17 protein-coding genes are annotated in these 24051 nt (G+C 58.8%); 9 read left to right on the forward strand and 8 right to left on the reverse strand.

Annotated elements, in window-relative coordinates:
* Positions 1-37 precede the first annotated feature (37 nt).
* The 3 genes from ACWPM9_RS04540 to ACWPM9_RS04550 all read left to right on the forward strand — a co-directional run bounded on the left by ACWPM9_RS04540 (position 38) and on the right by ACWPM9_RS04550 (position 6579).
* Positions 38-2488 carry a GcvT family protein gene (locus tag ACWPM9_RS04540; RefSeq protein ID WP_484756910.1) on the forward strand — a complete coding sequence of 817 codons (2451 nt, stop codon included), beginning with the start codon at positions 38-40 and terminating at the stop codon, positions 2486-2488.
* Positions 2489-2498: 10 nt separating this feature from the next.
* The gene (locus tag ACWPM9_RS04545) at positions 2499-4955 is read left to right on the forward strand and encodes a GcvT family protein (protein WP_484756911.1); all 2457 of its coding nucleotides are present in this window, start codon (positions 2499-2501) and stop codon (positions 4953-4955) included.
* 79 nt (positions 4956-5034) lie between these two features.
* Positions 5035-6579: a trimethylamine methyltransferase family protein gene (locus ACWPM9_RS04550; RefSeq protein WP_484757595.1), complete on the forward strand. Its 1545-nt coding sequence runs from the start codon at positions 5035-5037 to the stop codon at positions 6577-6579.
* Positions 6580-6613: 34 nt separating this feature from the next.
* On the opposite strand, the gene ACWPM9_RS04555 is transcribed toward ACWPM9_RS04550, so the two are convergent.
* Genes ACWPM9_RS04555 through ACWPM9_RS04570 form a run of 4 tightly spaced genes read right to left on the reverse strand, consistent with a single transcriptional unit; the run spans position 6614 to position 10089 of the window.
* Positions 6614-7471: a metal ABC transporter permease gene (locus ACWPM9_RS04555; RefSeq protein ID WP_484756912.1), complete on the reverse strand. Its 858-nt coding sequence runs from the start codon at positions 7469-7471 to the stop codon at positions 6614-6616.
* On the reverse strand, positions 7468-8334 hold the full coding sequence (locus ACWPM9_RS04560; protein ID WP_484756913.1) for a metal ABC transporter permease: 867 nt from the start codon (positions 8332-8334) through the stop codon (positions 7468-7470). The genes ACWPM9_RS04555 and ACWPM9_RS04560 overlap by 4 nt, the downstream gene beginning before the upstream one ends.
* Complete coding sequence (locus ACWPM9_RS04565; RefSeq protein ID WP_484756914.1) at positions 8318-9205, reverse strand: manganese/iron ABC transporter ATP-binding protein; 888 nt, start codon at positions 9203-9205, stop codon at positions 8318-8320. The genes ACWPM9_RS04560 and ACWPM9_RS04565 overlap by 17 nt, the downstream gene beginning before the upstream one ends.
* Positions 9202-10089, reverse strand: a complete 888-nt coding sequence (locus ACWPM9_RS04570) for a metal ABC transporter substrate-binding protein (RefSeq protein WP_484756915.1) — start codon at positions 10087-10089, stop codon at positions 9202-9204. Before ACWPM9_RS04570 ends, ACWPM9_RS04565 begins: the two co-directional genes overlap by 4 nt.
* A gap of 220 nt (positions 10090-10309) precedes the next feature.
* Here ACWPM9_RS04570 and ACWPM9_RS04575 point away from each other — a divergent pair, with 220 nt between their 5' ends.
* Positions 10310-11767, forward strand: coding sequence for a hypothetical protein (locus tag ACWPM9_RS04575; protein ID WP_484756916.1), 1458 nt, complete (start codon positions 10310-10312; stop codon positions 11765-11767).
* A gap of 98 nt (positions 11768-11865) precedes the next feature.
* On the opposite strand, the gene lysS is transcribed toward ACWPM9_RS04575, so the two are convergent.
* The 4 genes from lysS to ACWPM9_RS04595 form a co-directional block, all read right to left on the reverse strand.
* Entirely contained in the window at positions 11866-13359 is a 1494-nt protein-coding gene (gene lysS, locus ACWPM9_RS04580; RefSeq protein WP_428187762.1) for a lysine--tRNA ligase, read from the reverse strand.
* Positions 13360-13456: 97 nt separating this feature from the next.
* The gene (gltX, locus tag ACWPM9_RS04585; RefSeq protein WP_484756917.1) at positions 13457-14914 is read right to left on the reverse strand and encodes a glutamate--tRNA ligase; all 1458 of its coding nucleotides are present in this window, start codon (positions 14912-14914) and stop codon (positions 13457-13459) included.
* A gap of 461 nt (positions 14915-15375) precedes the next feature.
* Complete coding sequence (locus tag ACWPM9_RS04590) at positions 15376-16122, reverse strand: TerC family protein (protein WP_484756918.1); 747 nt, start codon at positions 16120-16122, stop codon at positions 15376-15378.
* A gap of 94 nt (positions 16123-16216) precedes the next feature.
* Positions 16217-16936 (reverse strand): TetR/AcrR family transcriptional regulator, encoded by a 720-nt coding sequence (locus ACWPM9_RS04595; RefSeq protein WP_484756919.1) that lies wholly within the window; start codon positions 16934-16936, stop codon positions 16217-16219.
* A gap of 94 nt (positions 16937-17030) precedes the next feature.
* On the opposite strand from ACWPM9_RS04595, the gene ACWPM9_RS04600 reads away from it, so the two are divergent.
* From ACWPM9_RS04600 to xylA, 5 genes are all read left to right on the forward strand, one after another.
* The gene (locus tag ACWPM9_RS04600) at positions 17031-18239 is read left to right on the forward strand and encodes an HlyD family secretion protein (RefSeq protein WP_428187766.1); all 1209 of its coding nucleotides are present in this window, start codon (positions 17031-17033) and stop codon (positions 18237-18239) included.
* A gap of 11 nt (positions 18240-18250) precedes the next feature.
* Positions 18251-19846 carry a DHA2 family efflux MFS transporter permease subunit gene (locus ACWPM9_RS04605; protein WP_428187767.1) on the forward strand — a complete coding sequence of 532 codons (1596 nt, stop codon included), beginning with the start codon at positions 18251-18253 and terminating at the stop codon, positions 19844-19846.
* A gap of 169 nt (positions 19847-20015) precedes the next feature.
* Positions 20016-21041 carry a LacI family DNA-binding transcriptional regulator gene (locus tag ACWPM9_RS04610; RefSeq protein ID WP_428187768.1) on the forward strand — a complete coding sequence of 342 codons (1026 nt, stop codon included), beginning with the start codon at positions 20016-20018 and terminating at the stop codon, positions 21039-21041.
* 27 nt (positions 21042-21068) lie between these two features.
* Positions 21069-22517 carry a xylulokinase gene (gene xylB, locus ACWPM9_RS04615; protein WP_484756920.1) on the forward strand — a complete coding sequence of 483 codons (1449 nt, stop codon included), beginning with the start codon at positions 21069-21071 and terminating at the stop codon, positions 22515-22517.
* Between the two features lie 178 nt (positions 22518-22695).
* Positions 22696-24006, forward strand: a complete 1311-nt coding sequence (gene xylA / locus ACWPM9_RS04620) for a xylose isomerase (RefSeq protein ID WP_484756921.1) — start codon at positions 22696-22698, stop codon at positions 24004-24006.
* Positions 24007-24051: the final 45 nt, after the last annotated feature.

The following is a 24051-nucleotide window of genomic DNA, read 5'->3' on the forward strand; positions in this document are numbered from 1 at the left end:
TGATCTGCGAAGCTTCGCAAAAATGAGGGGCTTTGGAATGGCGGATTTACCGACGCAGGCACGGGTGGTCATCATTGGCGGCGGCGCAGTCGGTGCGTCCGCACTTTACCATCTGGCACTGGCGGGCTGGACGGACTGCGTTCTTCTGGAAAAGAACGAATTGACGGCTGGCTCCACCTGGCATGCGGCGGGCAATGTGCCGACCTTTTCGTCATCCTGGTCGATCATGAACATGCAGCGCTATTCGGCTTCGCTCTACCGCGATCTGGGTGAGCGGGTCGGTTATCCGATGAACTATCATGTCACCGGGTCGGTACGGCTCGGCCATTCGAACGAGCGGCTGAGAGAGTTCAAGCGCGTGGTCGGCATGGGTCGCTATCAGGGCATGGATCTCGATATCCTGACGCCTGATGAACTCAAGTCGAAATACCCCTTTGCCGAACTGCACGATCTGACCGGTGCCCTTTACGATCCCTATGACGGCGATATCGACCCGGCACAGTTGACGCAGGCGCTGGCCAAGGGCGCGCGCGATCTCGGTGCCAAAGTCGTCCGTTTTTGCCCGGTCACAGCCGCGCGGCGGGAAAACGAGGAATGGGTGCTGTCGACACCGCAGGGCGAGATCCGCTGCGAATACGTCGTCAATGCCGCCGGCTATTACGCGCGCGAAGTGGGCAAGATGTTTGGCCGGGATGTGCCGATGATGGTGATGAGCCATCAGTATATGCTGTTTGAGGCCATTCCAGAGCTCGAAGCCTGGTCGAAAGAAGTGGGGCAGAAGCTTCCACTGATGAGGGACGTCGACAGTTCCTATTATCTGCGGCAGGAAAAATACGGGATGAATCTCGGCCCGTATGAGAAGAACTGCAAGCCGCACTGGGTGACGGCTGACGATCCGATGCCAGAGGATTTTTCCTTCCAGCTTTTCCCCGACGATCTGGAGCGGCTGGAATGGTATCTGAGCGATGCGATTGAGCGCGTGCCGATCCTTGGTACGGCTGGACTGTCGAAAATGATCAACGGGCCGATCCCCTATGCGCCCGATGGTAATCCGCTGATCGGACCGATGCCGGGTGTGCCCAATGCATTCGAGGCTTGCGTGTTCACCTTCGGCATCTGCCAGGCGGGCGGGGCCGGCAAGGTTCTGTCCGAATGGATCACCGAGGGCGAAACCGAATGGGACATGTGGTCCTGCGACCCGCGTCGCTATACGGGTTTTGCCTCAGACAAGGATTACTGCGTCGCCAAGGGCGTGGAAATCTACGGCCACGAATATGCGATGCATTTTCCGAAACATTACTGGCCTGCGGGACGCGACAGGAAGCTGTCGCCGATCCATGATCGTGTCGCCAGGCTCGGCGCACAGTTCAAGCCGTTCAACGGTTGGGAGCGGGCCATGTGGTACGCAAAGCCGGGCGACGATACGTCGGAAGAGGCGACGCAGACCTGGAGCCGCAATGGGCCGTGGAGCCCGCGTATCGAGGAAGAGTGTCTGGCTGTGAGAGACGCTGCCGGCATTCTCGACCTTCCCGGATTTTCCCGTTTTCGCGTTCAGGGGAAGGGCGCCACCGAATGGCTGTCGTCGATCATCACCGGCAAGGTGCCGAAGCCTGGCCGTATGGGTCTTGCCTATTTCGCCGACGACAAGGGCCGTATTGTTACGGAGATGTCGGTGATGATGCTGGGCGAGGATTTCTTCTTCCTGATCACGGCTGCAACGGCGCAGTGGCATGACCTGGAATGGCTGAAGGCGCTTGTGCCTGCTGGCTCGGCTTTCTCTATCGACGACATGACGGACGCCTTTTCCTGCCAGATCCTGACTGGTCCCGCGGCGCGCAAGATTTTGGCAGAAGTTTGCGACGCTGACCTTTCCAAGGGATGGCTCACTCACCAGTCCTGCCAGATTGCCGGACGCTGGTTGCAGCTGGTGCGCGTCTCCTTTGCCGGTGAACTTGGCTGGGAACTGCACACCAAGATGGACGATACGGCGGCCGTGTTCGACGCGGTGTGGGAGGCCGGGCAGTCCCGTGGGCTCAAGCCATTCGGGATGGAGGCTCTCGATTGCCTGAGGATCGAGAAGGGCTACCGCGCCTGGAAGGGGGATCTCTCAACGGATTACACGGTGTTGCAGGGTGGACTGGAGCGTTTCGTCGACTGGTCCAAGGACGACTTCAAAGGCAAGGCGGCACTTCTTGCCGAGAAGCAGCACGGCGTTGCCAAGCGCTTTGTGACGCTGTTGGTCGAAGCCGGTGACTGCGATGCGCCCTACATGTCGACGCTCTGGCATGGCGGCAAGGTTGTCGGTGAGACCACCTCCGGAAACTGGGGTTACCGCATCGGAAAATCGGTCGCGCTTGGCATGCTGCGCGCGGATCTGGCGACGGAGGGAACTGAAGTCGAGGTCGAGATTTTCGGCGATCGGTTCAAGGCGGTGGTGCAAGCCGATCAACCGCTCTGGGACCCGACAAATGAAAGATTGAAAGCATGAGATTTGAAGTATGAGCAAGACGATCCCTTCCAAAGCGCGCGCGGTCATTATCGGTGGGGGCGTTTCCGGCTGCTCGGTGGCCTATCATCTGGCCAAGCTGGGCTGGACGGATGTCGTGCTTCTCGAGCGCAAGCAGCTGACGTGCGGGACAACCTGGCATGCCGCCGGGCTGATCGGCCAGTTGCGTTCCAGCCAGAATATGACGCGCCTCGCCAAATATTCGCGCGATCTCTACGTCAAGCTTGAAGACGAGACCGGTATCGGCACCGGCATGAAGCAGAACGGGTCGATCACCGTCGCACTGACCGAAGAACGCAAACAGGAGATCTATCGCCAGGCATCGCTTGCCCGGGCATTCGGGATAGACGTCCAAGAAATCTCGCCCGATGAAGCGAAGGCGATGTATCCGCATTTGAATATCGCCGATGCAGTTGCAGCGGTGCATCTGCCGCTCGATGGGCAATGCGATCCGGCCAATATCGCCATGGCCCTTGCCAAGGGCGCGCGCCAGTTCGGCGCCACGGTCATCGAAGGGGTGCAGGTTGTCGATGTGCTGACCGTGGACGGACGGGTAACCGGGGTCGTATGCGCGCAGAACGGCGAGCAATATACGATCGAGACGGAGCATGTCGTCAATGCGGCTGGCATGTGGGGCCGAGACTTCGCGGCCAAGTCCGGCGTGACTGTTCCACTGCATGCCTGCGAGCATTTCTACATCGTCACCGAACCCGTGGCCGGACTGAAGCAATTGCCGGTGCTGCGCGTCCCCGACGAACAGGCCTATTACAAGGAAGATGCAGGCAAGCTGTTGCTGGGTGCCTTCGAGCTCAAGGCCAAGGCCTGGCCGCCCAAGGGAGAGGCCATTCGCGCCGATTTCTGTTTCGACCAGTTGCCGGATGATTTCGATCACTTTCAGCCGATCCTGGAGATGGCGATCAACCGTTTGCCCATGCTGGAAACGGCCGGCATCCACACATTCTTCTGCGGCCCGGAAAGTTTCACGCCGGATGACCGCTATTATCTCGGGGAGGCACCGGAGCTGAAGGGCTACTGGGTGGCCGCCGGCTACAATTCCATCGGTATCGTGTCCTCTGGCGGTGCGGGTATGGCGCTGGCGCAGTGGATGAACGATGGCGAGCCGCCCTTCGATCTGTGGGAAGTTGATATCCGTCGTGCCCAGCCGTTCCAGAAGAACCGTGCCTATCTTCGCGAACGGGTGACCGAAACGCTGGGTCTGCTTTATGCCGATCATTTTCCCTACCGCCAGATGGAGACGGCACGCGGTGTGCGACGCTCGCCCATTCACGAACATCTGAAAAATCGCGGTGCCGTCTTTGGCGAGGTCGCTGGCTGGGAGCGTGCCAACTGGTTCACCATAGAGGGGCAGAAACCGGAATACCAATATAGCTGGAAGCGCCAGAACTGGTTTGAAAACCAGCGGGTCGAGCATATGGCGGTGCGCGAGAATGTAGGTCTTTTCGACATGACCTCATTCGGCAAAATCCGGGTGGAGGGACGCGATGCCCTGTCCTTCCTGCAACGGCTGTGCGCCAACCAGATGGATGTGCCGAACGGACGCATTGTCTACACCCAGATGCTGAATGGCAGAGGATGCATCGAGAGCGATCTGACGGTCACACGATTGTCCGAGACGGCCTTCTTCCTGGTGGTTCCTGCAGCCACGCTGCAGCGCGATCTCGCCTGGCTTCGCCGGCATATTTTAACGGATGAATTCGTTGTCGTGACCGACCTTACGGCTTCAGAAAGCGTGCTATGCGTCATGGGTCCCAAGGCGCGCGATCTGATGGCCAAGGTGAGCCCGGATGATTTATCCAATGCGGCGCATCCCTTCGGTACGGCCCGCGAGATCGAGGTCGGAATGGGGATCGCCCGCGCGCACCGCGTCACCTATGTGGGCGAACTCGGCTGGGAGCTTTATGTCTCAACCGATCAGGCCGCGCATGTGTTCGAGGCACTGGAAGAGGCGGGGGCGGATGTCGGCTTGACGCTTTGCGGTCTGCATACGCTCGACAGTTGCCGCATCGAAAAGGCTTTCCGCCATTTCGGTCACGACATCACGGATGAGGATCACGTGCTGGAAGCGGGCCTCGGCTTTGCTGTGAAGACGGCCAAGGGCGACTTCATCGGGCGCGATGCCGTTCTCAGGAAACAGGACGATGGGCTGACGCGCCGCATGGTGCAGTTCAGGCTCAAGGATCCCGAGCCGCTGCTCTTTCACAACGAGGCACTGGTGCGCGATGGCAAGATCATCGGTCCGGTGACGTCAGGTAATTACGGTCACTTCCTCGGCGGTGCCATCGGCATGGGCTATGTGCCCTGTGCCGGGGAGACGGCTGCCGATGTTCTGTCGTCCACATACGAAATCGAGATCGCCGGCGAACGGTTCCCGGCGGAGGCATCGCTGAAGCCGATGTATGATCCGGGCGCCGAGCGCGTGCGGGTCTAGGCAGAACCGAACATTTTGGGAGGGTACCATGATTGTAGAACTTGGATCGACTGAGGTGCCCTCCAGCAGCTTGGGGGACATGGGGCCCGGTTGCGCAGTGGTGCCATCGCGTCGCAGCGGCGGACGTGCCGCACGGGTGGCCATGCGCAGCTCACCGCTTGCGGAGAATATCCGGCCCGTTAGACCCGGCCTCTCGGGCGGGCAATACAAACCCCTGACCGACGCCAATGTTCTTCGCATACATGAAGCAGCCCTTGACGCCCTGGAACAGATTGGCCTTGCCAATGCGCCAAAGTCGGGCGTGGAAATCATGACGAAGGCGGGTGCCTTGTTGGGCGACGACGGGCGGCTTCGGTTTCCCCGGGCACTGGTGGAGGACATGTTGGCGCTTGCCGCGCGCAACCTCACGCTTTTTGGCCGTGATCCAAAGCACGATATGCAGTTGTCCGGCACCCGCGTTCATTATGGAACGGCAGGTGCTGCCGTACATGTAGTGGATTGCGAAAAGCGCGAGTATCGGGAATCGACCTCCAGGGATCTGCTCGATGCCGCCCGTCTGGTGCAGCATCTCGACAATGTGCATTTTTTCCAGCGCGCAATGGTGTGCCGTGATGTCACCGACAATTTCCTGATGGATATCAACACGCTCTATGCCTGCTGTGCGGGGACGACCAAGCATGTGGGGACGAGCTTTTCCGATCCCGCCCATGTCGAGGGTTGTTTCGATGTCCTGCACATGATCGCCGGTGGCGAGGACAAGTGGCGGGCGCGGCCGTTCGTGTCGAATTCCAACTGTTTCGTCGTGCCGCCCATGAAGTTCGCCGAGGAAAGCTGCATTACCATGGAGGCCTGCATTCGTGCTGGCATGCCGGTGCTGCTGTTATCGGCGGGGCAGGCGGGCGCCACGGCACCGGCTCCTCTGGCCGCTGCCATTGTCCAGGCGGTCGCCGAGTGCCTGGCTGGCGTGGTCTATGTCAATGCCATGGCACCCGGTCACCCGGCGATCTTCGGAACATGGCCTTTCGTTTCGGATCTTCGCACGGGAGCCATGTCGGGCGGGTCAGGCGAACAGGCTTTGCTGACTGCGGGTCTTGCCCAGATGCACCGCTTCTACGATCTGCCGGGCGGAGCGGCTGCCGGTATTGCAGATTCCAAGTTGCCGGACATGCAGGCAGGATGGGAACAGGGAATTTCCAATGTGCTCGCCGGTCTTGCCGGACTGAACCTCGTCTACGAGTCCGTCGGCATGCATGCCTCGCTGCTGGGCTTTTCGCTGGAAAGTCTTGTTCTGGGTGACGACCTGTTGGGACAGGCGCAGCGTTGTATCCGCGGCATCGATGTGACAGAGGACAGCCTGTCGATCGAGACCATGCGATCGGTGTGTCTGGAGGGTCCCGGCCACTATCTGGGCGACCCGCAGACGCTGGAGCTGATGCAGACTGAATATATCTATCCAGCCGTTGCCGATCGAACGAGCCCCAAGGAGTGGGTGGAGAATGGCCGGCCGGATCTGTTGCAGAAAGCCATTGCCCGGAAGAACCGCATTCTTGAGAGCGCTCCGCTTTCGACCATCGATGCCGATGCCGACAGGGCAATCCGGGAGAAATATCAGATCTATTGCTAGCGGCGAAGCGGAGGGCCGAACGCAGATCGTCTGCCTATTCTGCGTTTACAACTGGTGTATCTGTTGCGCGCCCCGCGCGTCGAACGGTCCGGACGAAGGCAAAAATGAAAGTGGCGGTCAAAAGCAGGACGATGGTGGGTGCCGGTGCGCTGTCGAGGACGAAGCTCAGATAGATGCCGAGCAGGGATGATCCGCAGGCAATGGCCACGGAGACGATCAGCATTGCGGTGAACTGTCGCGTCAGAAGGAACGCGATTGCGCCTGGTGCCACCAGCATGGCGACCGAGAAAATGATGCCGACCGCCTTCAGGGCACCGACCACGGTCAGCGAGAGAACAGCCAGCAGCCCATAATGCAGGAAACGCACCGGCAGGCCGATGGCGCGTGCATGCTGAGGGTCGAAGGCATGGACCAACAGATCCTTGCGCCAAAGAACGAGGAAGGCGGTGGCTGCCAATGCAATGAGGCCTGTTTGCAGAAGATCGCTCATCTGAATGCCCAGCATATCGCCAAACAGGATGTGATCGAGATGCACGTCGCTTTCGACATTCAGATAGAGAATGAGGCCAAGCCCGAACATTCCTGAGAAGACAATTCCAAGCACGGTGTCTTCCTTGATGCGGCTGTTTTCCTTGAGGTAGCCGGTGGCAACCGCACAGACCATGCCCGCCGCAAAGGCTCCCAGTGCCAGTGGCAGGTTGAGCATATAGGCAAGGACGATGCCCGGCAGGACCGCATGGGACACGGCATCTCCCATCAGCGACCAGCCTTTCAACACGAGAAAGGCAGACAGGATCGACATCGGGATGACGATCATCAGCGTGACGAGAAAAGCTGTCTGCATGAAGGGCAGTTGAAAGGGCAAGAGGGCAAAGGCCAGGGTATCGCTCATGCGTTCCCCGCTTTTGTGCCAAGCGCGCGCCTCGCCTTGCGCCGGCTGGCGAGGAGACCGTGTTTGGGCGCAAAGACGAAGGCTGAAAGAAAGATCAATGTTTGCAGCACGACAATGATGCCGCCGGTTGCGCCGTCGAGAAAGTAGCTCGCATAGGCACCGACGAGACTGGTGGCAGCTCCTATTGCTGCGGCCAGCACAATCAGCCTCTGAAAGCGATCTGTCAGCAGATAGGCTGTCGCCCCCGGTGTCACCACCATGGCGATAACGAGGAAGGCGCCAACGGTTTGAAGTGCCGCGACGGTCGAGGCCGCAAGGAGAGTGAAGAACAGGCCCTTGAGGAAATCAGGCTTGAGACCGATTGAACGGGCGTGGTTTTCATCGAAGAAGACCGCCATCAGGTCCTTCCACTTGAAAGCCAGAATGACAAGCGTGACGCTGCTGATCAGCACGAGCTGAAGCGTATCGGCAGGCGTGATCGCCAGCACATTACCCATGATGATCGTCTGGATGTTCACCGGCACCGGCGAGACGGAAACCATGAACAGGCCAAGGCCAAAGAAGGAGGTGAAGATCAGACCGATGATGGCATCTTCCTTCAGGCGGGTCCGCTGGTTGAGAAAGAGCATGGCTATGGCGGCAAGACCGCCGGATAGAAACGCGCCGAGTGCAAAGGGCAGGCCGAGCATGTAAGCACCGGCCACGCCGGGTACGATGGAATGCGAAAGCGCGTCGCCAATCAGCGACCAGCCCTTGAGCATCAGATAGGCGGAGAGAAAGCCGCAGACGCCACCGACCAGCGCACTGACCCAGATGGCATTGACCATATATTGATAGCTGAAGGGCTCAAGAAGAACGCTCATTGTTCTCCTCACCAGTGCGCGGTTCGCCGTAGATCACGAAGGGGCGTTCGTCGTCGGTGATGACCGTCAGTTCGCGCCGGTCAGCATCGTCGTGCAAGTCGCGACCGCCGAGAACGAAATGACGCAGCACGCCGCCGAAGGCATTCTTCAGGTTCTCTTCGGTGAAGGTGTCGGCGGTCAAACCTGCGGCCAGGACGGTCCCCTTGACGAAGACGGTACGGTCGCAGAAATCCGGGACGCTGCCGAGATTGTGGGTCGAGACCAGCATGATCCGACCCTCGCGGCGCAGTTCACCCAGCAATGCGATAATCTGCTCTTCGGTGGTGACGTCGACCCCGGTAAACGGCTCGTCGAGCAGGATCACCTGGCCTTCCTGTGCCAGCGCCCGTGCCAGAAACACGCGCTTGCGCTGGCCGCCGGACAATTCGCCGATCTGGCGTTTGCGATAGTCGATCATGCCGACGCGCTTGAGGGCGTCATCGACCAGAGCACGGTCGCGCTTGCCGGGGATGCGCATGAAGTTCATGTGGCCGTAGCGCCCCATCATCACGACATCCTCGACAAGGACCGGGAAATTCCAGTCCACCTCTTCGCTTTGCGGAACATAGGCAATGAGATTTTTGCCGAGTGCTTCTCGTACCGGCATGCCGAGAATGGAGATTGCCCCTTCGGCCAGCGGCACAAAGCCCATGATGGCCTTGAACAGGGTCGACTTGCCGGCACCATTCACACCGACGAGTGCAGTTATGGTTCCATTCGGGATCGAAAAGCTCGCATTTTTCAGCGCCGTGTGTCCATTGCGGTAGGTCACAGAGATTTTGCTAACCGATAGCCCCGCGCCCTTCTTGCGCGTCCCCCCGGACATGATCATTGCGACAGACCTTTCACGATCGTCGAAACGGTCACCTTGAGGAGGTCAATATAGGTCGGTACAGGTCCGTCTTCGCTGCTGAGTGAATCCACATAGAGCACTCCGCCATAGCGGGCACCGGTTTCCGATGCGACCTGCCGGGCCGGCTTGTCGGAAACGGTACTTTCGGAGAAGATGGCGACGACCTCGTGTTCGCGCATGGCGTCGATGATGGCGCGGACCTGCTGGGGGGTGCCCTGGCTGTCGGCGTTGATCGGCCAGAGGAATAGTTCTCTCAAACCCAGATCTCGTGCAAGATAGGAGAAGGCCCCTTCGCTGGTCGCCAGCCAGCGGCGATTCTGCGGCAGGCTGTCAATCGCCTGTTTGAGCGGATCGATCTCAGCCTTGATCCTGGCCGTGTAGGCCTTGGCATTGGCAGCATATGTGTCGGCATTGGCCGGGTCGGCATCGCTGAGCGCCTTGCGTATGTTGTCGACATAGATCACGGCATTGTCGGGAGACATCCAGGCATGCGGATTGGGCTTGCCATCATAGGCGCCGCCGGAAATGCTCATCGGATCTATGCCGTCACTGACGACGGCGCTTGGCACGTCCCGCAGATTGGTAAGGAACTTTTCAAACCAGCGCTCGAGGTTCAGCCCGTTCCACAGGACCAGACCTGCGCCGCTTGCCTTCAGGATATCGCGGGGCGTCGGTTGGTAGTTATGAATTTCCGCATCGGGTTTCAGAAGGCTGTCGACGTCGGCTGCATCCCCCGCCACGTTCTTTGCCATATCAGCGATCACGGTGAAGGTGGTGATGACCTTCAGCCGCTCAGTGGCCTGTGCCTTCAAGGGCGTGATGCAGGTGGCGAAAGCAAACAGGATCGCCAGCAGTCTGGGCATGCATTTCTCCGCTTTTGCGACTTATTTGCATTTAACCTATGCCCAATTTCTGTGTTGTCAAGTCAGTTGCGAGCGGTTCGCAAAAGCGAAAACTCGAGTTGTGCCAAAAAAGCAGACGGGGAGTGTGCTCATCAGTCCGCAGGTTAAACCTTCCTCAAGAGAAAGCTGTCAGGGTCTGCGCCGAGTATAGCGTAAATCAGTGGAGTGGCCTCAATTGGGTATGCCCAGCGTAAAGGGTCTTTTCGGGCGCATTCATCTGTCCCGGAAACTGGTCATTGTTGTCGGAGGCGTTCTGGTGCTGCTGGGCGGCACTGGCGCTGCTGCTGTGTTTATCGGCGCCGACACATTGCTTGGTCCCTCCTATGCCGAATTGAATGGCATGGCCTGCACTGAGATCAAGACCGTACAGATTACCAAGAAAGACCGCTTCTGGATCCGCAAATATGTGTCGACCGAGCCAGGTGACGGTCTGGCTCGGGTCAAGACCGCCTTGCGTGTGGCCGCTGCCGTCTATGAAGCCGAGAAGCCGGATCTCGTTCAAGTCGTGGTTCTCGACAAGAACGGTCCGACAGACCGCGCCGGCATGCGTGGCCGCGCAATCGGTGCCGATGTTGTCTATATTCCCGACCCCAGCAAGGTGCCGGAAGAAGCCGGTACGGAAAAACTGACCGCGCGTTTCGTCGACAAACAGGCCAGCGCCGATGGCCAGTTTTATGGCGAGCGTCTGTCGCTACCGGAGGCAGAGATCGACGCGCTGTTTGCCAAGCTTGACGATCGTACCGATTGCATCAAGCCCGAGGTCGAGACCGAGGGTGACCATGGTGCGGTGGCAGGCCACGGCGAAGCACCTGCCGGACATGGTGAGGCAGCGGCGGGTCACGGTGAAGCTGCAGGGCACGGAGAAGATGCGGGCGCCGGCCATGGCGAAAGCGATGGTCACGCCACGGACAGCGGCCATGGGGACGCTGCACCCGCCGAAGGCGGCCATGAGGTTGACGCCTCCCATGGTGAACCTGCGCCAGCGGAAAGCGGCGGATGGTTCGCATCGATCAAGGGCATGGTTTTTGGCGGAGAGGACGCTCCGGCTGAAGCGCATGGGGTAGACGGACCAGAGGGTGCTGCGCCGGTGGCCCATGGTGAGGCTCCGGCCGATCATGGCACGGTGCCGCATGGTGATGCTCAGGGTGTGTCAATTGAGAAGTCTCCTCATGGCGAAACGGCGCATGGTGAAACTGCCCATGGAGAGCCATCCAGCGGTCACGAGCAGCCCGTGGAAGCCAATGACCACCCAACCGTGAGCGATGCAGAGGCACCCGTCGAAGAAGCTAAGGCTGCAGATACCGGTCATGACGCCGAACCTGCTGCCGAGGACGGCAAGGGTTGGCTCGGTTCATTGAAAGATATGGTCTGGAGCAATAGCGGCGACCATGAGGGTGAGCTTCCGGAAGAAGTGATGGCTAAGGATGTGCCGGAAGCTGGCGGTGACGCGGATCAAGCGGGTGCGGCCTGGCTCGCCAAGCTGAAGCGTAAGGCCGCGGCCGATGCCGAGAAGCTGTCGGACGATACGGCGCATAATGAGCCCTCGATTCCTGACGTCCCGGCAGAAGATTCCGATTATCTACCGCCCAAGGCGAGCGATTCCGCTCATGACGAGGCGACCGCAGACTCGGGTCACTGAAGGCTCTGCACGGCATTTGACACTCCCTCATGATCCAACAAAAAAGGCTTCTTCCCGACGGGAAGAAGCCTTTTTCAATTCAGCACGCTGTGGCGAACTCAGTCCCTGGCGCGACGTGCCGGGAAGAGGATCACGTCGCGGATCGACGGCGCATTGGTCAAGAGCATGATCAGGCGATCGACGCCAATGCCGAGACCGCCGGCGGGCGGCATGCCCTGATCGATGGCGTCGAGGAATTCGTCGTCGAGCTGCTTTTCCGTCTCGCCGCGGGCATGAGCCTGTTCCAGCTGATCCACCATGCGGCGGCGCTGTTCTTCCGGATCATTCAGTTCGGAGAAGGCATTGCCCAGTTCCCAGGCGTTGCAATAGGTCTCGAAGCGCTCGACCAGGCGCGGTTCGCCCGGCACTTCCTTGGCAAAGGGCGAGATGTCCTTGGGGAAATGCGTGACGTGGCTCGGCTGGATCAGCGTGCCTTCGACCTTTTCCTCGAAGATGAAGGCAAGGCATTCGCCCCAGGTCCAGTCCTTCTCGACCTCGAAGCCGGCGGCCTTGGCGGCAGCGCGGGCTTCTTCGTCCGTCTTCATCGCAAGGAAATCGATGCCGGTCACGTCCTTGACGGCTTCGGGCATCGGCACGCGCTTGAAGGGACCCTTGAACGAGATCTGGTGTTCGCCATAGGCAAATTCGGAAGAGCCGTGGATCTTGATCGCCAGGCTCTCGAACAGCCGCTCGACGAGATCCATGATGTCCTCGTAGTCGGCATAGGCCCAGTAGCATTCCATCATGGTGAATTCAGGATTGTGCCGGGTGGAGACGCCTTCGTTGCGGAAGTTGCGGTTGACCTCGAACACCTTGTCGGTGAGGCCCGAGACCAGCGTGCGCTTCAAAAACAGTTCCGGCGCGATACGCAGATACATGTCCTGCTTCAGCGTATTGTGGTGGGTCTTGAACGGATCGGCCGAGGCACCGCCATAGACCGAATGCAGCATCGGCGTTTCGACTTCCATGAAGCCGTCGTCTTCCATGAAGCGACGCACGCCGGAGATGATCTGCGAGCGCTGCTGGAAGCGCAGCTTGGAGTCATCATTGCTGAGGATGTCGAGGTGGCGCTTGCGATAGCGGATTTCGACGTCGGCAATGCCGTTCCACTTCTCCGGCATCGGAAGAAGCGTCTTGGTCAGCATGGTGATTTTCTGGGCGTTGACCGTCAGTTCGCCCCGCTTGGTGCGGCGCACGACGCCGGTCACGCCTATGATGTCACCGAGATCGATCATCGGCAGCAGTTCGCGGGCTTCCTCAGGTGTGGTGTCCTTGTGGGAGAAGACCTGGATCTTGCCCGAGGCGTCGCGAAGATCGATGAACATGCCCGAATTGCGCGCGGAAAAGACGCGGCCGGCAATGGTCACGACGTCACCGGTTTCGGTGTCGTCTGCGAGATCCGCATATTTCTCCGCCAGTTCCGCATTGGTGATGGTGCGGTGAAAATGGGCCGGATAAACGTCGCCGATCTTCTCGCGCAACTGGGCGAGTTTCTGACGGCGGACCTCGGTCGGGTCGGAGGAAAGTGCGGTGTCTGTCTTCTGGTCAGTCATATCGGTCTCGCCTATCGGGCAATTGTCTCGTTTGCGTTCCAGCGCTGCCTTCGCGGCTGGTTCTGTCTGGCCCTGCCCTTGTGGGGAGGGGCTTTTTTTACTGCGCGGCCACCATTGCGGCCACGACCTTTTCGGCGGTCTTCAAGCGCTGGCGCACGACCGAGCGGCCGAGGATGTCCATGCTGTCAAACAGTGGCAGCGAGCGCGAGGTGCCGGACATGGCGACGAAGAGTGGAGCAACGACGATGCGCAGCTTCTTGTCCATTTCTTCGGAGAGCTCGCGCAGGCACTGCTCGATCGTCTCGACATTCCACTCGATCAGTTTTTCCAGCGCCGGCTGGACGGCTTTCAAGATCTCCAGCGTTTCTTCCGGCGAGGTCTTCTTGAGCGCGGCAAAGGCTTCCGGCTTCGGCTCCATATCGGACTGCAGAAGGAAGCCGGCCAGGTTCGGGATCTCGCCCAGCTTGGAGATGCGCGACTGCGAGAGCTTCAGGCCGGCCTTCAGGCGTTCATTCTCCATCGCCCAGTTGAGCGTGCGGGAGATGAACTCCTCTTCGGAGAGCCTTTCGCGCAGCCAGCGGCCGTTCAGCCAGTCGAGTTTCTGGATGTCGAAGATGGCACCGGCCTTGGAGAGATTTTCGGGATCGAACTGAGCGGCCAGCTCCTCCATATCCAGCACTTCCTCGCCTTCACCGATCTGCATGAAGAACAGGCCGAGGAAGTTCATCAGTGCTTCCGGCAGATAACCGAGCGCCGAATAGTAGGAAATCGATGTCGGGTTCTTGCGCTTCGACAACTTCGACTTGTCGGCATTGCGCATCAGCGACAGGTGCATGAAGGTCGGTTCCTGCCAGCCGAAATACCGGTAGAGCAGGATGTGCTTGGGCACAGACGACAGCCACTCCTCGCCGCGGGCGACATGGGTGATCTTCATCGCATGGTCGTCGATAACATTGGCCATGTGATAGGTCGGCATGCCGTCGCCCTTGACCAGAACCTGCATGTCGACAGAGTCATACGGGATCGAGACCGGACCATAGACGCCATCGGTGAAGTCGCAGGATCCTTCGGTCGGGATCTTCATGCGGATGACGGAGCTTTCGCCCGCTTCCATCTTGGCGGTCACTTCTTCCGCCTTCAAATGCAGGCAGAAGCCGTCGTATTTGGGTGCCTTGCCGGCGGCACGCTGGGCGTCGCGCATCTGCTCCAGACGTTCCGGGGTGCAGAAGCAACGGAAGGCATGACCCTCGTCGAGCAGCTCCTGCGCATAGGGCTGGTAAAGATCCTTGCGGTCGGACTGGCGGTAGGGACCGTAGGGGCCGCCGACGTCCGGGCCTTCCTTCCAGTCGAGACCGCACCACTTCAATGCATCCAGCACCTTCTGCTCGAATTCGAGCGTGGAGCGTGTTGCATCGGTGTCTTCGATACGCAGGATGAATTCGCCGCCGTGTTTCTTGGCGAAGAGATAGTTGAACAGAGCGATATAGGCGGTGCCGACATGCGGTTCGCCTGTGGGAGAGGGTGCGATACGGACGCGGACGCCGGAAGTGGTCATGGGTTTTTGCTCTTGCTGACGTGCGGGCAACACAGAGGCAGTGCCAAAGGTCGCGGGAAATCGGTTGAATTGCGGAGCAGGCGGCAAGCAAATGGCGGCTTTTCCGCGCTCTTCCGTTCGGCTGGCCTTAGGCCACATTCAAGGGGGTACGTCAAGGGAAAGCGCCGCAACGGTGCCTTTGCGGATTGCCTTCAACGAGCAAAAAAACGCGCTATTGAAAAAAATCTCATTTTTCCCGGAACCTTTTTTTCGCACCCGCATTATCTGCTCAGTGTGTTGCCGGTCGCAACTGCGAAGACGGTGAAAATCAAGACGGCGTTTCGTCATCCTGTTTTTCTTCGTGTTCAAGGAAGCGGTAGTCGAGAGCCCCCCACTTGGACTATCGGCGACACCTATACCCAAAGTCCCCGCCCTGAAAAGCCTGCATCCGCCAATGCAGGCTTTTCTCTTTTTGGGTCAGCCTACTGTCTCGATTTGTCAGAGCGGCGTTTGCGGCGTGCGAGCATATTGAGCCCTTCCACCAGACCGGAAAAGGCCATGGCTGCATAGATGTAGCCCTTGGGCACATGGAAGCCCATGCCATCGGCGATCAGCGTCATACCGATCATCAGCAGGAAGCCGAGCGCGAGCATGACGATCGTCGGGTTCTTTTCAATGAAGTTGGCAAGCGGCGTTGCAGCAACCAGCATGACGGTGACGGCGATGATGACCGACGTGACCATGATCGGTAAATGATCGGTCATACCGACGGCCGTAATGATGCTGTCGACGGAGAAGACCAGGTCAAGAATGAGGATCTGGCCGATGGCCGCAGTCAGTGTGGTCGTGGCCGAGGAGGCGATGAAATCTTCCTTGTCGTCTTCCGGATCGACATTGTGGTGTATTTCCTTGGTGGCCTTCCAGACGAGGAACAGTCCGCCTGCAATGAGGATCAGGTCCTTCCAGGAATAGCCATGACCAAAGGCCGTGAACAGGGGGGCTGTCAGTTGAACAATCCAGGCGACCGTTCCCAGCAGAAGAAGCCTTAACACCAGAGCAAGACCAATGCCGACGCGCCTGGCTGGCACGCGCTGTGCTTCGGGCAGTTTGTTGGTGAGGATGGAGATAAAGACCAGATTGTCGATGCCGAGCACGACTTCCATAACGACGAGCGTCAGAAGCGCTATCCACGCAGCAGGGTCTTGAACAAGGAGCACAATATCCTGCATGAAATCCGATCCGATTGCTTATCGCACGGATCTAGCATGGATTACTTAAGGTGCAAAGGCGATGTCTCGGCAACGTGGCCGAGCGCAGCCTGCGTCAGGGCTTGCGGGTATAGAACCGCATGAACATGTCTACCGCCCGCGACACATAGCGATGCACTTCTTTGTCAGGCGGAGTGGCCAAAATCTCATCCAAAAGGCGGCTTTTGAAAAATGTCGCGCTGCAGGCGTCGATGAACTGGCGTGCTGCAAGCTCCCTGTCGTCGATATCCAGGCGCGCCTTGACATCGGGCCGATTAAAAAATTCTATCAGAACCGTCACTGCATTGATCGGCGAGGCCGCGAAGAAGTTTTTACATAGGCCGGGCATCCGGTCGATCACGCCCAGCAAGGTGCGCATGGCCGGGACCATTCCGGTGCCTGTCATCTGTGTGACGAAGGTTATTCCGAACTGGTAGAGAGCATCGGCCACATCGTTGCTTTCCGCCATCACGTCGCGCAGCTTCATGCTGAACAAGCTCTTCTCGCGATTGATCAATGCAGCGAAAAGTTCTTCCTTGCTGCTGAAATAGACGTAGACGGTTCCTTTCGAAACTCCCGCCTCTCGTGTCACGTCGTTCATGCTTGCGGCATCGAAGCCAAGTCGCATGAAGACGGATTTCGCACCGTCGAGTATCTGCTCGCGCTTGACCGGATCCTCGCCCGCTGCATAGCGACCTTGCCCTTGCGAAGGCTTGTCCTGCGAGGCGTCGGGATTGGCTTTTTTTGGTATTCCGCTCATTGGATACTCGTTCGTTAACTTTTTGGAACGTTTCAATTAGATAAGACTTGATATGGGCGAGTAATATGACTATGTCAATCGAACCGAACGGTTTAGTTCGAATTAGTTTCTCCTCAATTGGTCCGAGATCATGTCCATCAACAACAGAAATGCCGCAATTCGTCCCGTGAGCGCAGTTGAGACTGTCGATCAAACGGATAACGTCCAAAACGATGCGGCCCGGGCCGATGCCGGCGCGCCCGTCGATCAGACGACGGTTCAGGCGAAGCAGCCGGCAGCGCCGGCCAAGAAGAAGCGTAGCAGCCTGATCATGCCGGTCATCGTTATCGCGCTTCTCGGTGGCGCTGGCTGGTATGGCTATAACTGGTTTACCGACTATCGTTTCCAGATCTCGACCGATGACGCCTATATACAGGGAGATATCGCCGAGATCTCGCCGAAGGTGTCCGGCTATGTCGCATCGGTTGCCGTGCAGGATAACCAGCACGTCAAAAAGGGCGATGTTCTCGTTACTCTCGATGATGGCGACTACAAGATTGCTGTGGAACAGGCCAAGGCGCAGCTGAATAGCGCGCAGCTGACCGTTGATCGTATCGACGCCCAGATCAAGGGTGGCGATGCAGCGCTTGCGCAGGCCAAGGCTCAGAGAGAAGCATCCGACGCCAGCCTTGACCTGGCACAGCTGTCCTTCGACCGTGTCACCAATCTGCAGAAGCAGAAGGTTGTCTCGACAGCCGATCTCGACAGTGCGAAGTCGACGCTTGCCCAAGCAAAGGCCAATGTCACCGGAGCTGACGCCAATATCGCATCTGCCGAAGCGCAGATTGCTGTTTTTAAGGCGCAGCGCGCCGAGGCCGAAGCATCCGTGCACTCCGCGGAAATTTCTCTGCAGCAAGCAGAGCGCAATCTCGATTTCACGGTTTTGAAGGCGCCCTATAACGGCATTGTCGGCAATCGCTCCGTCCAGATCGGCGATCTTGTCTCCAGTGGCCATCAGTTGATGGCGCTTGTGCCGACCGAAGATTTGTATGTCGCTGCGAACTTCAAGGAAACACAGCTTGACGGTCTGGTGCCGGGTTCAAAGGTGAGAGTTGTGGCCGACGCCTATCGGGACGATCCGATTGAGGGAACGGTCGAGTCAATCTCGCCAGCGTCCGGTTCGGTCTTCTCTCTGTTGCCACCCGAAAACGCCACCGGCAACTTCACAAAGATCATTCAGCGCATTCCTGTTCGCATTTCTCTGCCTAAGGAAGCGCTTGAAAGCGGTCGTCTGCGGGCGGGCCTGAGCGTGGTTGTCGATGTCGACAAGCGGACGGCTCCGAAAAGCGCGACCGAGTAAAGAGGTCAGTCATGGCTGAGACTGCTAATCCTGCTGCGGGCGTGGCATCGACCGCGCCTGCCGACGAAGCTATGGATCCACGCAAGCTGATTGCCTTCTTCGCGATGGTGCTTGGCATGTTCATGTCGATCCTCGACATCCAGATCGTCTCGGCCTCACTATCTGAAATCCAGGCAGGCCTGTCGGCCGGATCCGACGAGATCGCCTGGGTGCAGACTTCCTATCTGATCGCCGAGGTGATCATGATCCCTCTGTCGGGCACCCTGGCGCGCATCGTCTCGACGCGCTACCTCTTTGCGTTTTCGGCTGCCGGTTTTACCGCGGCGAGCGCGCTGGCTGCGACAGCGACCAATATCGACCAGATGATCGTCTACCGGGCGATCCAGGGTTTTATCGGCGGTGGCATGATTCCTTCGGTGTTTGCTGCTGCCTTCACGATCTTCCCGCCGTCCAAGCGCAATATCGTCTCGCCGATCATCGGCCTGATTGCCACGCTGGCGCCCACCATCGGCCCGACCGTCGGCGGCTATCTGTCCAATGCATTTTCCTGGCACTGGCTGTTCCTCGTCAATATCGTGCCGGGGATCATCGTGACCATCGTCACGTATAATTTCATCGACTTCGACAAACCCGACCTGAAGCTCTTCAAACGGTTCGACTGGTGGGGTCTGGCAGCAATGGCGATCTTCCTTGGCGCGCTGGAATATGTTCTGGAGGAGGGCAATGCCAATGGCTGGTTCAACGATGAAATGATTATGCTGGCCGCCATCGCATCGGCGATCGGTTGCATCATTTTCTTCTACCGGGCTTTTACCGTGGATTTTCCGGTCGTCGATCTGACCGCTTTTGCCAACCGCAACTTCACCTTCGGATCGATATTCTCCTTCGTGATGGGAATTGGTCTGTATGGCTTGACCTATATCTATCCCGTCTATCTGAGCGCTATCCGCGGTTACGATGCGTTGATGATCGGGGAGACCATGTTCGTCTCCGGTCTCGCCATGTTCATGACTGCGCCGATTGCGGGTCGGTTGGCGTCCCTTCTCGATTTGCGCTTGATGATGGCGATCGGCTTTGTCAGCTTTGCTGCCGGCACCTATCTGATGACCGGTATTACCGCTGACTGGGATTTCTGGGAGCTCTTCATTCCCCAGATCCTGCGTGGTTTTGGCCTGATGATGTGCATGGTGCCGATCAACAATATTGCGCTTGGCACCCTGTCTCCACAAAAGATCCGCGGTGCGTCGGGGCTTTTCAACCTCACGCGTAACCTCGGCGGGGCTGTCGGTCTGGCGATCATCAATACGATTTTGACCACGCGTCAGGATGTGCATTACCAGCGTCTGCGCGAAGGCGTGGAATGGGGCAAGCCCGCTGCAGAAAACATGCTGACCGACCTGACCAACAAATTCAATGCGCTTGGCATGGACGGTCCGACCATCGCCATCAAGAAGATGGTCGGCATGGTCACGCAGCAGGCCGTCGTCATGTCTTTCTCGGATGTGTTTCTGCTTTTGACGGTGCTTTTCTCGCTGATGATCCTCGGCGTCTCCTTCATCGACAAGCCGGCGCCGCAGGGCAGTGCGTCGGGTGGCGGAGGCCACTGACCGCGCCACGTATCCCAAGCTATCCACCGCCTGCAAGCAAGCCGTCGTCCCCTGAGGGGCGGCGGCTTGTTTGCTTGCGAAAGCGCTGGATCAGTCTCACTCTGCGCATTTGCAGATTTTTGATTTACGTACCTCAAAAACTTCGTTACAGGTGTGCGCCGGAGGAGACATGAAACCAACGGTGCATGATATTGCGGCCCATGCCGGCGTGAGCCTGGCAACGGTTGACCGTGTCTTGAACGACCGTCCGGGCGTGCGAGAAGTCACAAGGGTCAAGGTCGAGGAGTCGATTTCGGCGCTTGGTTTCGTGCGCGACGTGAATGCCGCCAATCTGGCGAAGAGCCGCAGCTATTCCTTCGTTCTGATTTTGCCGACCGGCAATAATTCCTTCATGGAGGCGCTGAGAGCCGAAGCAATGGAAGCGGCACAGCGGGCAAAGTTCGAACGAACGTCGATCCGTATCGTCGATGTCCGTGCCTTCGATGCCAAGTCGCTTGCAGCCATCCTGGATGGACTTGCCGAAGAAAGGCCCGATGGCGTGGCGCTCGTGGCGGTGGAGTCGCCCGTCGTCGCAGCAGCGATCGACCGTCTGGCGGAACAGGGTATCGCCTGCGTTACCCTCGTTTCCGATCTTCTCGGCTCCAAACGGGTGCATTATGCCGGCATCGACAATCTGGCGGCCGGCCGAACAGCGGCCAGCCTACTTGGACGATTTTTGCGAGACCGCCGTGGATCGGTCGCGGTGCTGGCCGGTTCCATGCTGGTACGCGACCATCGCGAACGTCTGGAAGGTTTCTCAGCCGTCCTCAATACGGAGTTTCCAAAGCTTAATATCCTGCCAATTCTCGAAGGCTGGGACGAGCCCGAGCGGGCCGAGCGGATGGTGTCCTCAGCGCTTGGCGAACATCGCAATATTCTGGGTCTTTACAGTCTGGGTGCCGGTAATCGCGGTCTTGTGCGGGCAATATCGGCGCGTAGCGAAGGCGAACATATTTCCGTCATCGTCCACGAGTTGACCAATACCACGCGCGAAGCACTGAAGAGCGGCGTCATCGATGCGGTGCTGAACCAGGATCCTGGTCATGAAATTCGCAGCGCCATTCGCGTGCTCACGGCGAAAGCCGACAATCTTCAGATCGTGGCGGCGCAGGAGCGCATTCGCCTCGACATCTTCTTGAGAGACAATCTGCCGTAAGGGCAAAGACAAATTAGGGAGTAAGGCATGTATCTTGGACTGGATCTTGGCACGTCAGGCGTGAAGGCGATGCTGATCGATGGGGATCAGCGGGTCGTTGGCGTCGGCAACGGCACACTCGACGTCAGTCGCCCGCATCCCGGCTGGTCGGAGCAGGACCCTGCCTGGTGGATCAAGGCAACCAAGGACGCCGTTGCCAGCCTCAAGCAGAACTTCGCCAAGGAACTGGCAGCGGTGAAGGGCATTGGCCTTTCCGGCCATATGCACGGCGCGACGCTGGTCGATTCTTCCGACGAGGTCATCCGCCCCTGCATTCTTTGGAATGACACGCGATCCTGGAAAGAGGCAGCCGAGCTGGATGCCAATCCGATCTTTCGCAAACTGACCGGCAATATCGTTTTTCCAGGCTTTACTGCACCGAAGCTCGTCTGGGTGCGCAATAACGAGCCTGAGGCGTTTGAGGCTGTGGCCAAGGTATTGCTGCCGAAGGATTATCTGCGGCTTTGGCTTTCGGGCGAGCATTTGTCTGAAATGTCGGACTCTGCTGGCACTTCCTGGCTTGATACCGGCGCGCGCAAATGGTCCGACGAGTTGCTTGATGCGACGGATCTGGTTGAAGGCCAGATGCCGGGTCTGGTCGAGGGCACCGAACAGGCCGGCACGCTTCGGGCCGAGCTTGCCGCTGAGTGGGGCATGGGCGATAAAGTGGTGATCGCTGGCGGTGCCGGCGACAATGCGGCCTCTGCCTGCGGTATGGGCACGGTGGCGGAAGGCAATGCGTTTGTGTCGCTTGGCACTTCCGGTGTGCTCTTTGCGGCCAACGCATCCTATCTGCCAAAACCGGAAAGTGCAGTCCACGCCTTCTGCCATGCGCTGCCGCAGACCTGGCACCAGATGGGCGTTATTCTGTCTGCGACCGATGCGCTCAACTGGCTTTCGGGCGTGACCGACAGAAGTGCCGGCGATCTGACAGCCGAACTGGGCAACGATCTCAAGGCGCCCGGCAGCGTGACCTTCCTGCCTTATCTCTCCGGTGAGCGGACCCCCCACAATGACGCGCAAATCCGCGGTGCCTTCATGGGTCTCGGCCATGAGTCCGGCAGACAGGCGATGACGCAGGCTGTGCTCGAAGGTGTGACCTTTGCCATTCGTGACAATCTTGAGGCCCTGAAATCCGCTGGCACCAGCATCCAGCGCGTGACGGCCATCGGAGGCGGGTCACGCTCGCGTTACTGGCTGTCTTCGATTGCGACCGCTCTTGGCATTCCGGTCGATATTCCAGCGGATGGCGATTTCGGCGCAGCATTCGGCGCTGCCCGTCTTGGCCTGATCGCAGCAACCGGTGCTGATCCGGTAGCCGTGTGTGCGGCACCTCAGACCGCTGAGACGGTTGAGCCGGTCTCGGCGCTTTCAGATGCCTATGCGGAGGCCTATGGCCGTTACCGGGCATTTTATCCAGCGCTCAAGGGGATGTGAATTTTCTAGATCCCCTCTGGTTTGCCGGCCATCTCTTCCACAAGGGGAGACACCATGCCTGGCCCGCATGCTTTAGGCAGCGGGTGAGGCGGAGGCAAATTTCCGCTCCCTTGTCGGGAGGGGTGGGGAGGGCAGTTTCACTCAGTTTCAAATTTCGACACACAAGGAGGAGTCATCCATGTCGACAGGATTTTTCGGCAACATTTCCAAGATCAAGTATGAAGGCCCTGACAGCACCAATCCGCTGGCCTTTCGTCATTACAACCCGGACGAAATCGTCATGGGCAAGCGCATGGAAGATCATCTGCGCTTTGCCGTTGCCTATTGGCATTCCTTTGCCTGGGAGGGCGGCGATCCCTTTGGTGGGCGCACCTTCGACCGACCCTGGTATGATGGCGAGATGGACAAGGCAAAGCTGAAAGCCGACGTGGCCTTCGAGATGTTCCAGCTCTTGGGGTCGCCCTATTACTGCTTCCACGATGCCGATGTTCGGCCGGAAGGCAAGACCTTTGCCGAGAACACCAGGAACCTCAACGAGATCGTCGACTACTTTGCCCAGAAGCAGGAAGAGACCGGCGTCAAGCTTCTGTGGGGCACGGCCAACCTGTTTTCCAACCGCCGCTTCATGTCCGGCGCATCGACCAATCCGGATCCGGATGTGTTTGCCTATTCGGCTGCCACCATCAAGACCTGCATGGATGCCACCATGAAGCTGGGCGGCGAGAACTACGTGCTTTGGGGCGGTCGCGAAGGTTATGAAACGCTGCTCAACACCGATCTCAAGCGCGAGTTCGACCAGATGGCGCGCATGTTGCACATGGTGGTCGAGTACAAGCACAAGATCGGTTTCAAGGGCGCGATCCTTGTCGAGCCCAAGCCGCAGGAGCCGACCAAGCACCAGTATGACTACGACGTTGCAACGGTCTATGGTTTTCTCAAGAAGTATGGCCTCGAAAACGAAGTGAAGATGAATATCGAGCAGGGCCATGCAATCCTGGCGGGGCACACCTTCGAGCATGAACTGGCACTTGCCAATGCGCTCGGCATCTTTGGCTCGATCGACATGAACCGCAATGACTACCAGTCGGGCTGGGACACGGACCAGTTCCCCAACAATGTCCCGGAAATGGCGCTTGCCTATTACCAGGTGCTGCAGGCCGGCGGATTTACCTCCGGGGGCACCAATTTCGACGCCAAGCTTCGTCGCCAGTCCATCGATGCCGAAGACCTGCTGATTGGCCATATCGGTGGCATGGATTGCTGTGCCCGTGGCCTGAAAGCGGCTGCGAAGATGGTGGAGGACGGCGCTCTGCAGAAGCCGCTCGACGAGCGTTATGCCGGCTGGAACTCGGCGGAGGCCCAGAAGATGCTGCGCGGTGAATACACGCTGGAAGAGATCACGGCGAAGGTCGAGAAGGACAACATCAATCCCGAGCCAAAGTCGGGCCGTCAGGAATATCTGGAAAACGTGGTCAATCGTTACGTTTGATCCGTTCTGCAGAAGGAAGAAAAGCCGGGGTGCCATGCGCCCCGG

Source organism: Agrobacterium sp. H141 (assembly GCF_057158725.1).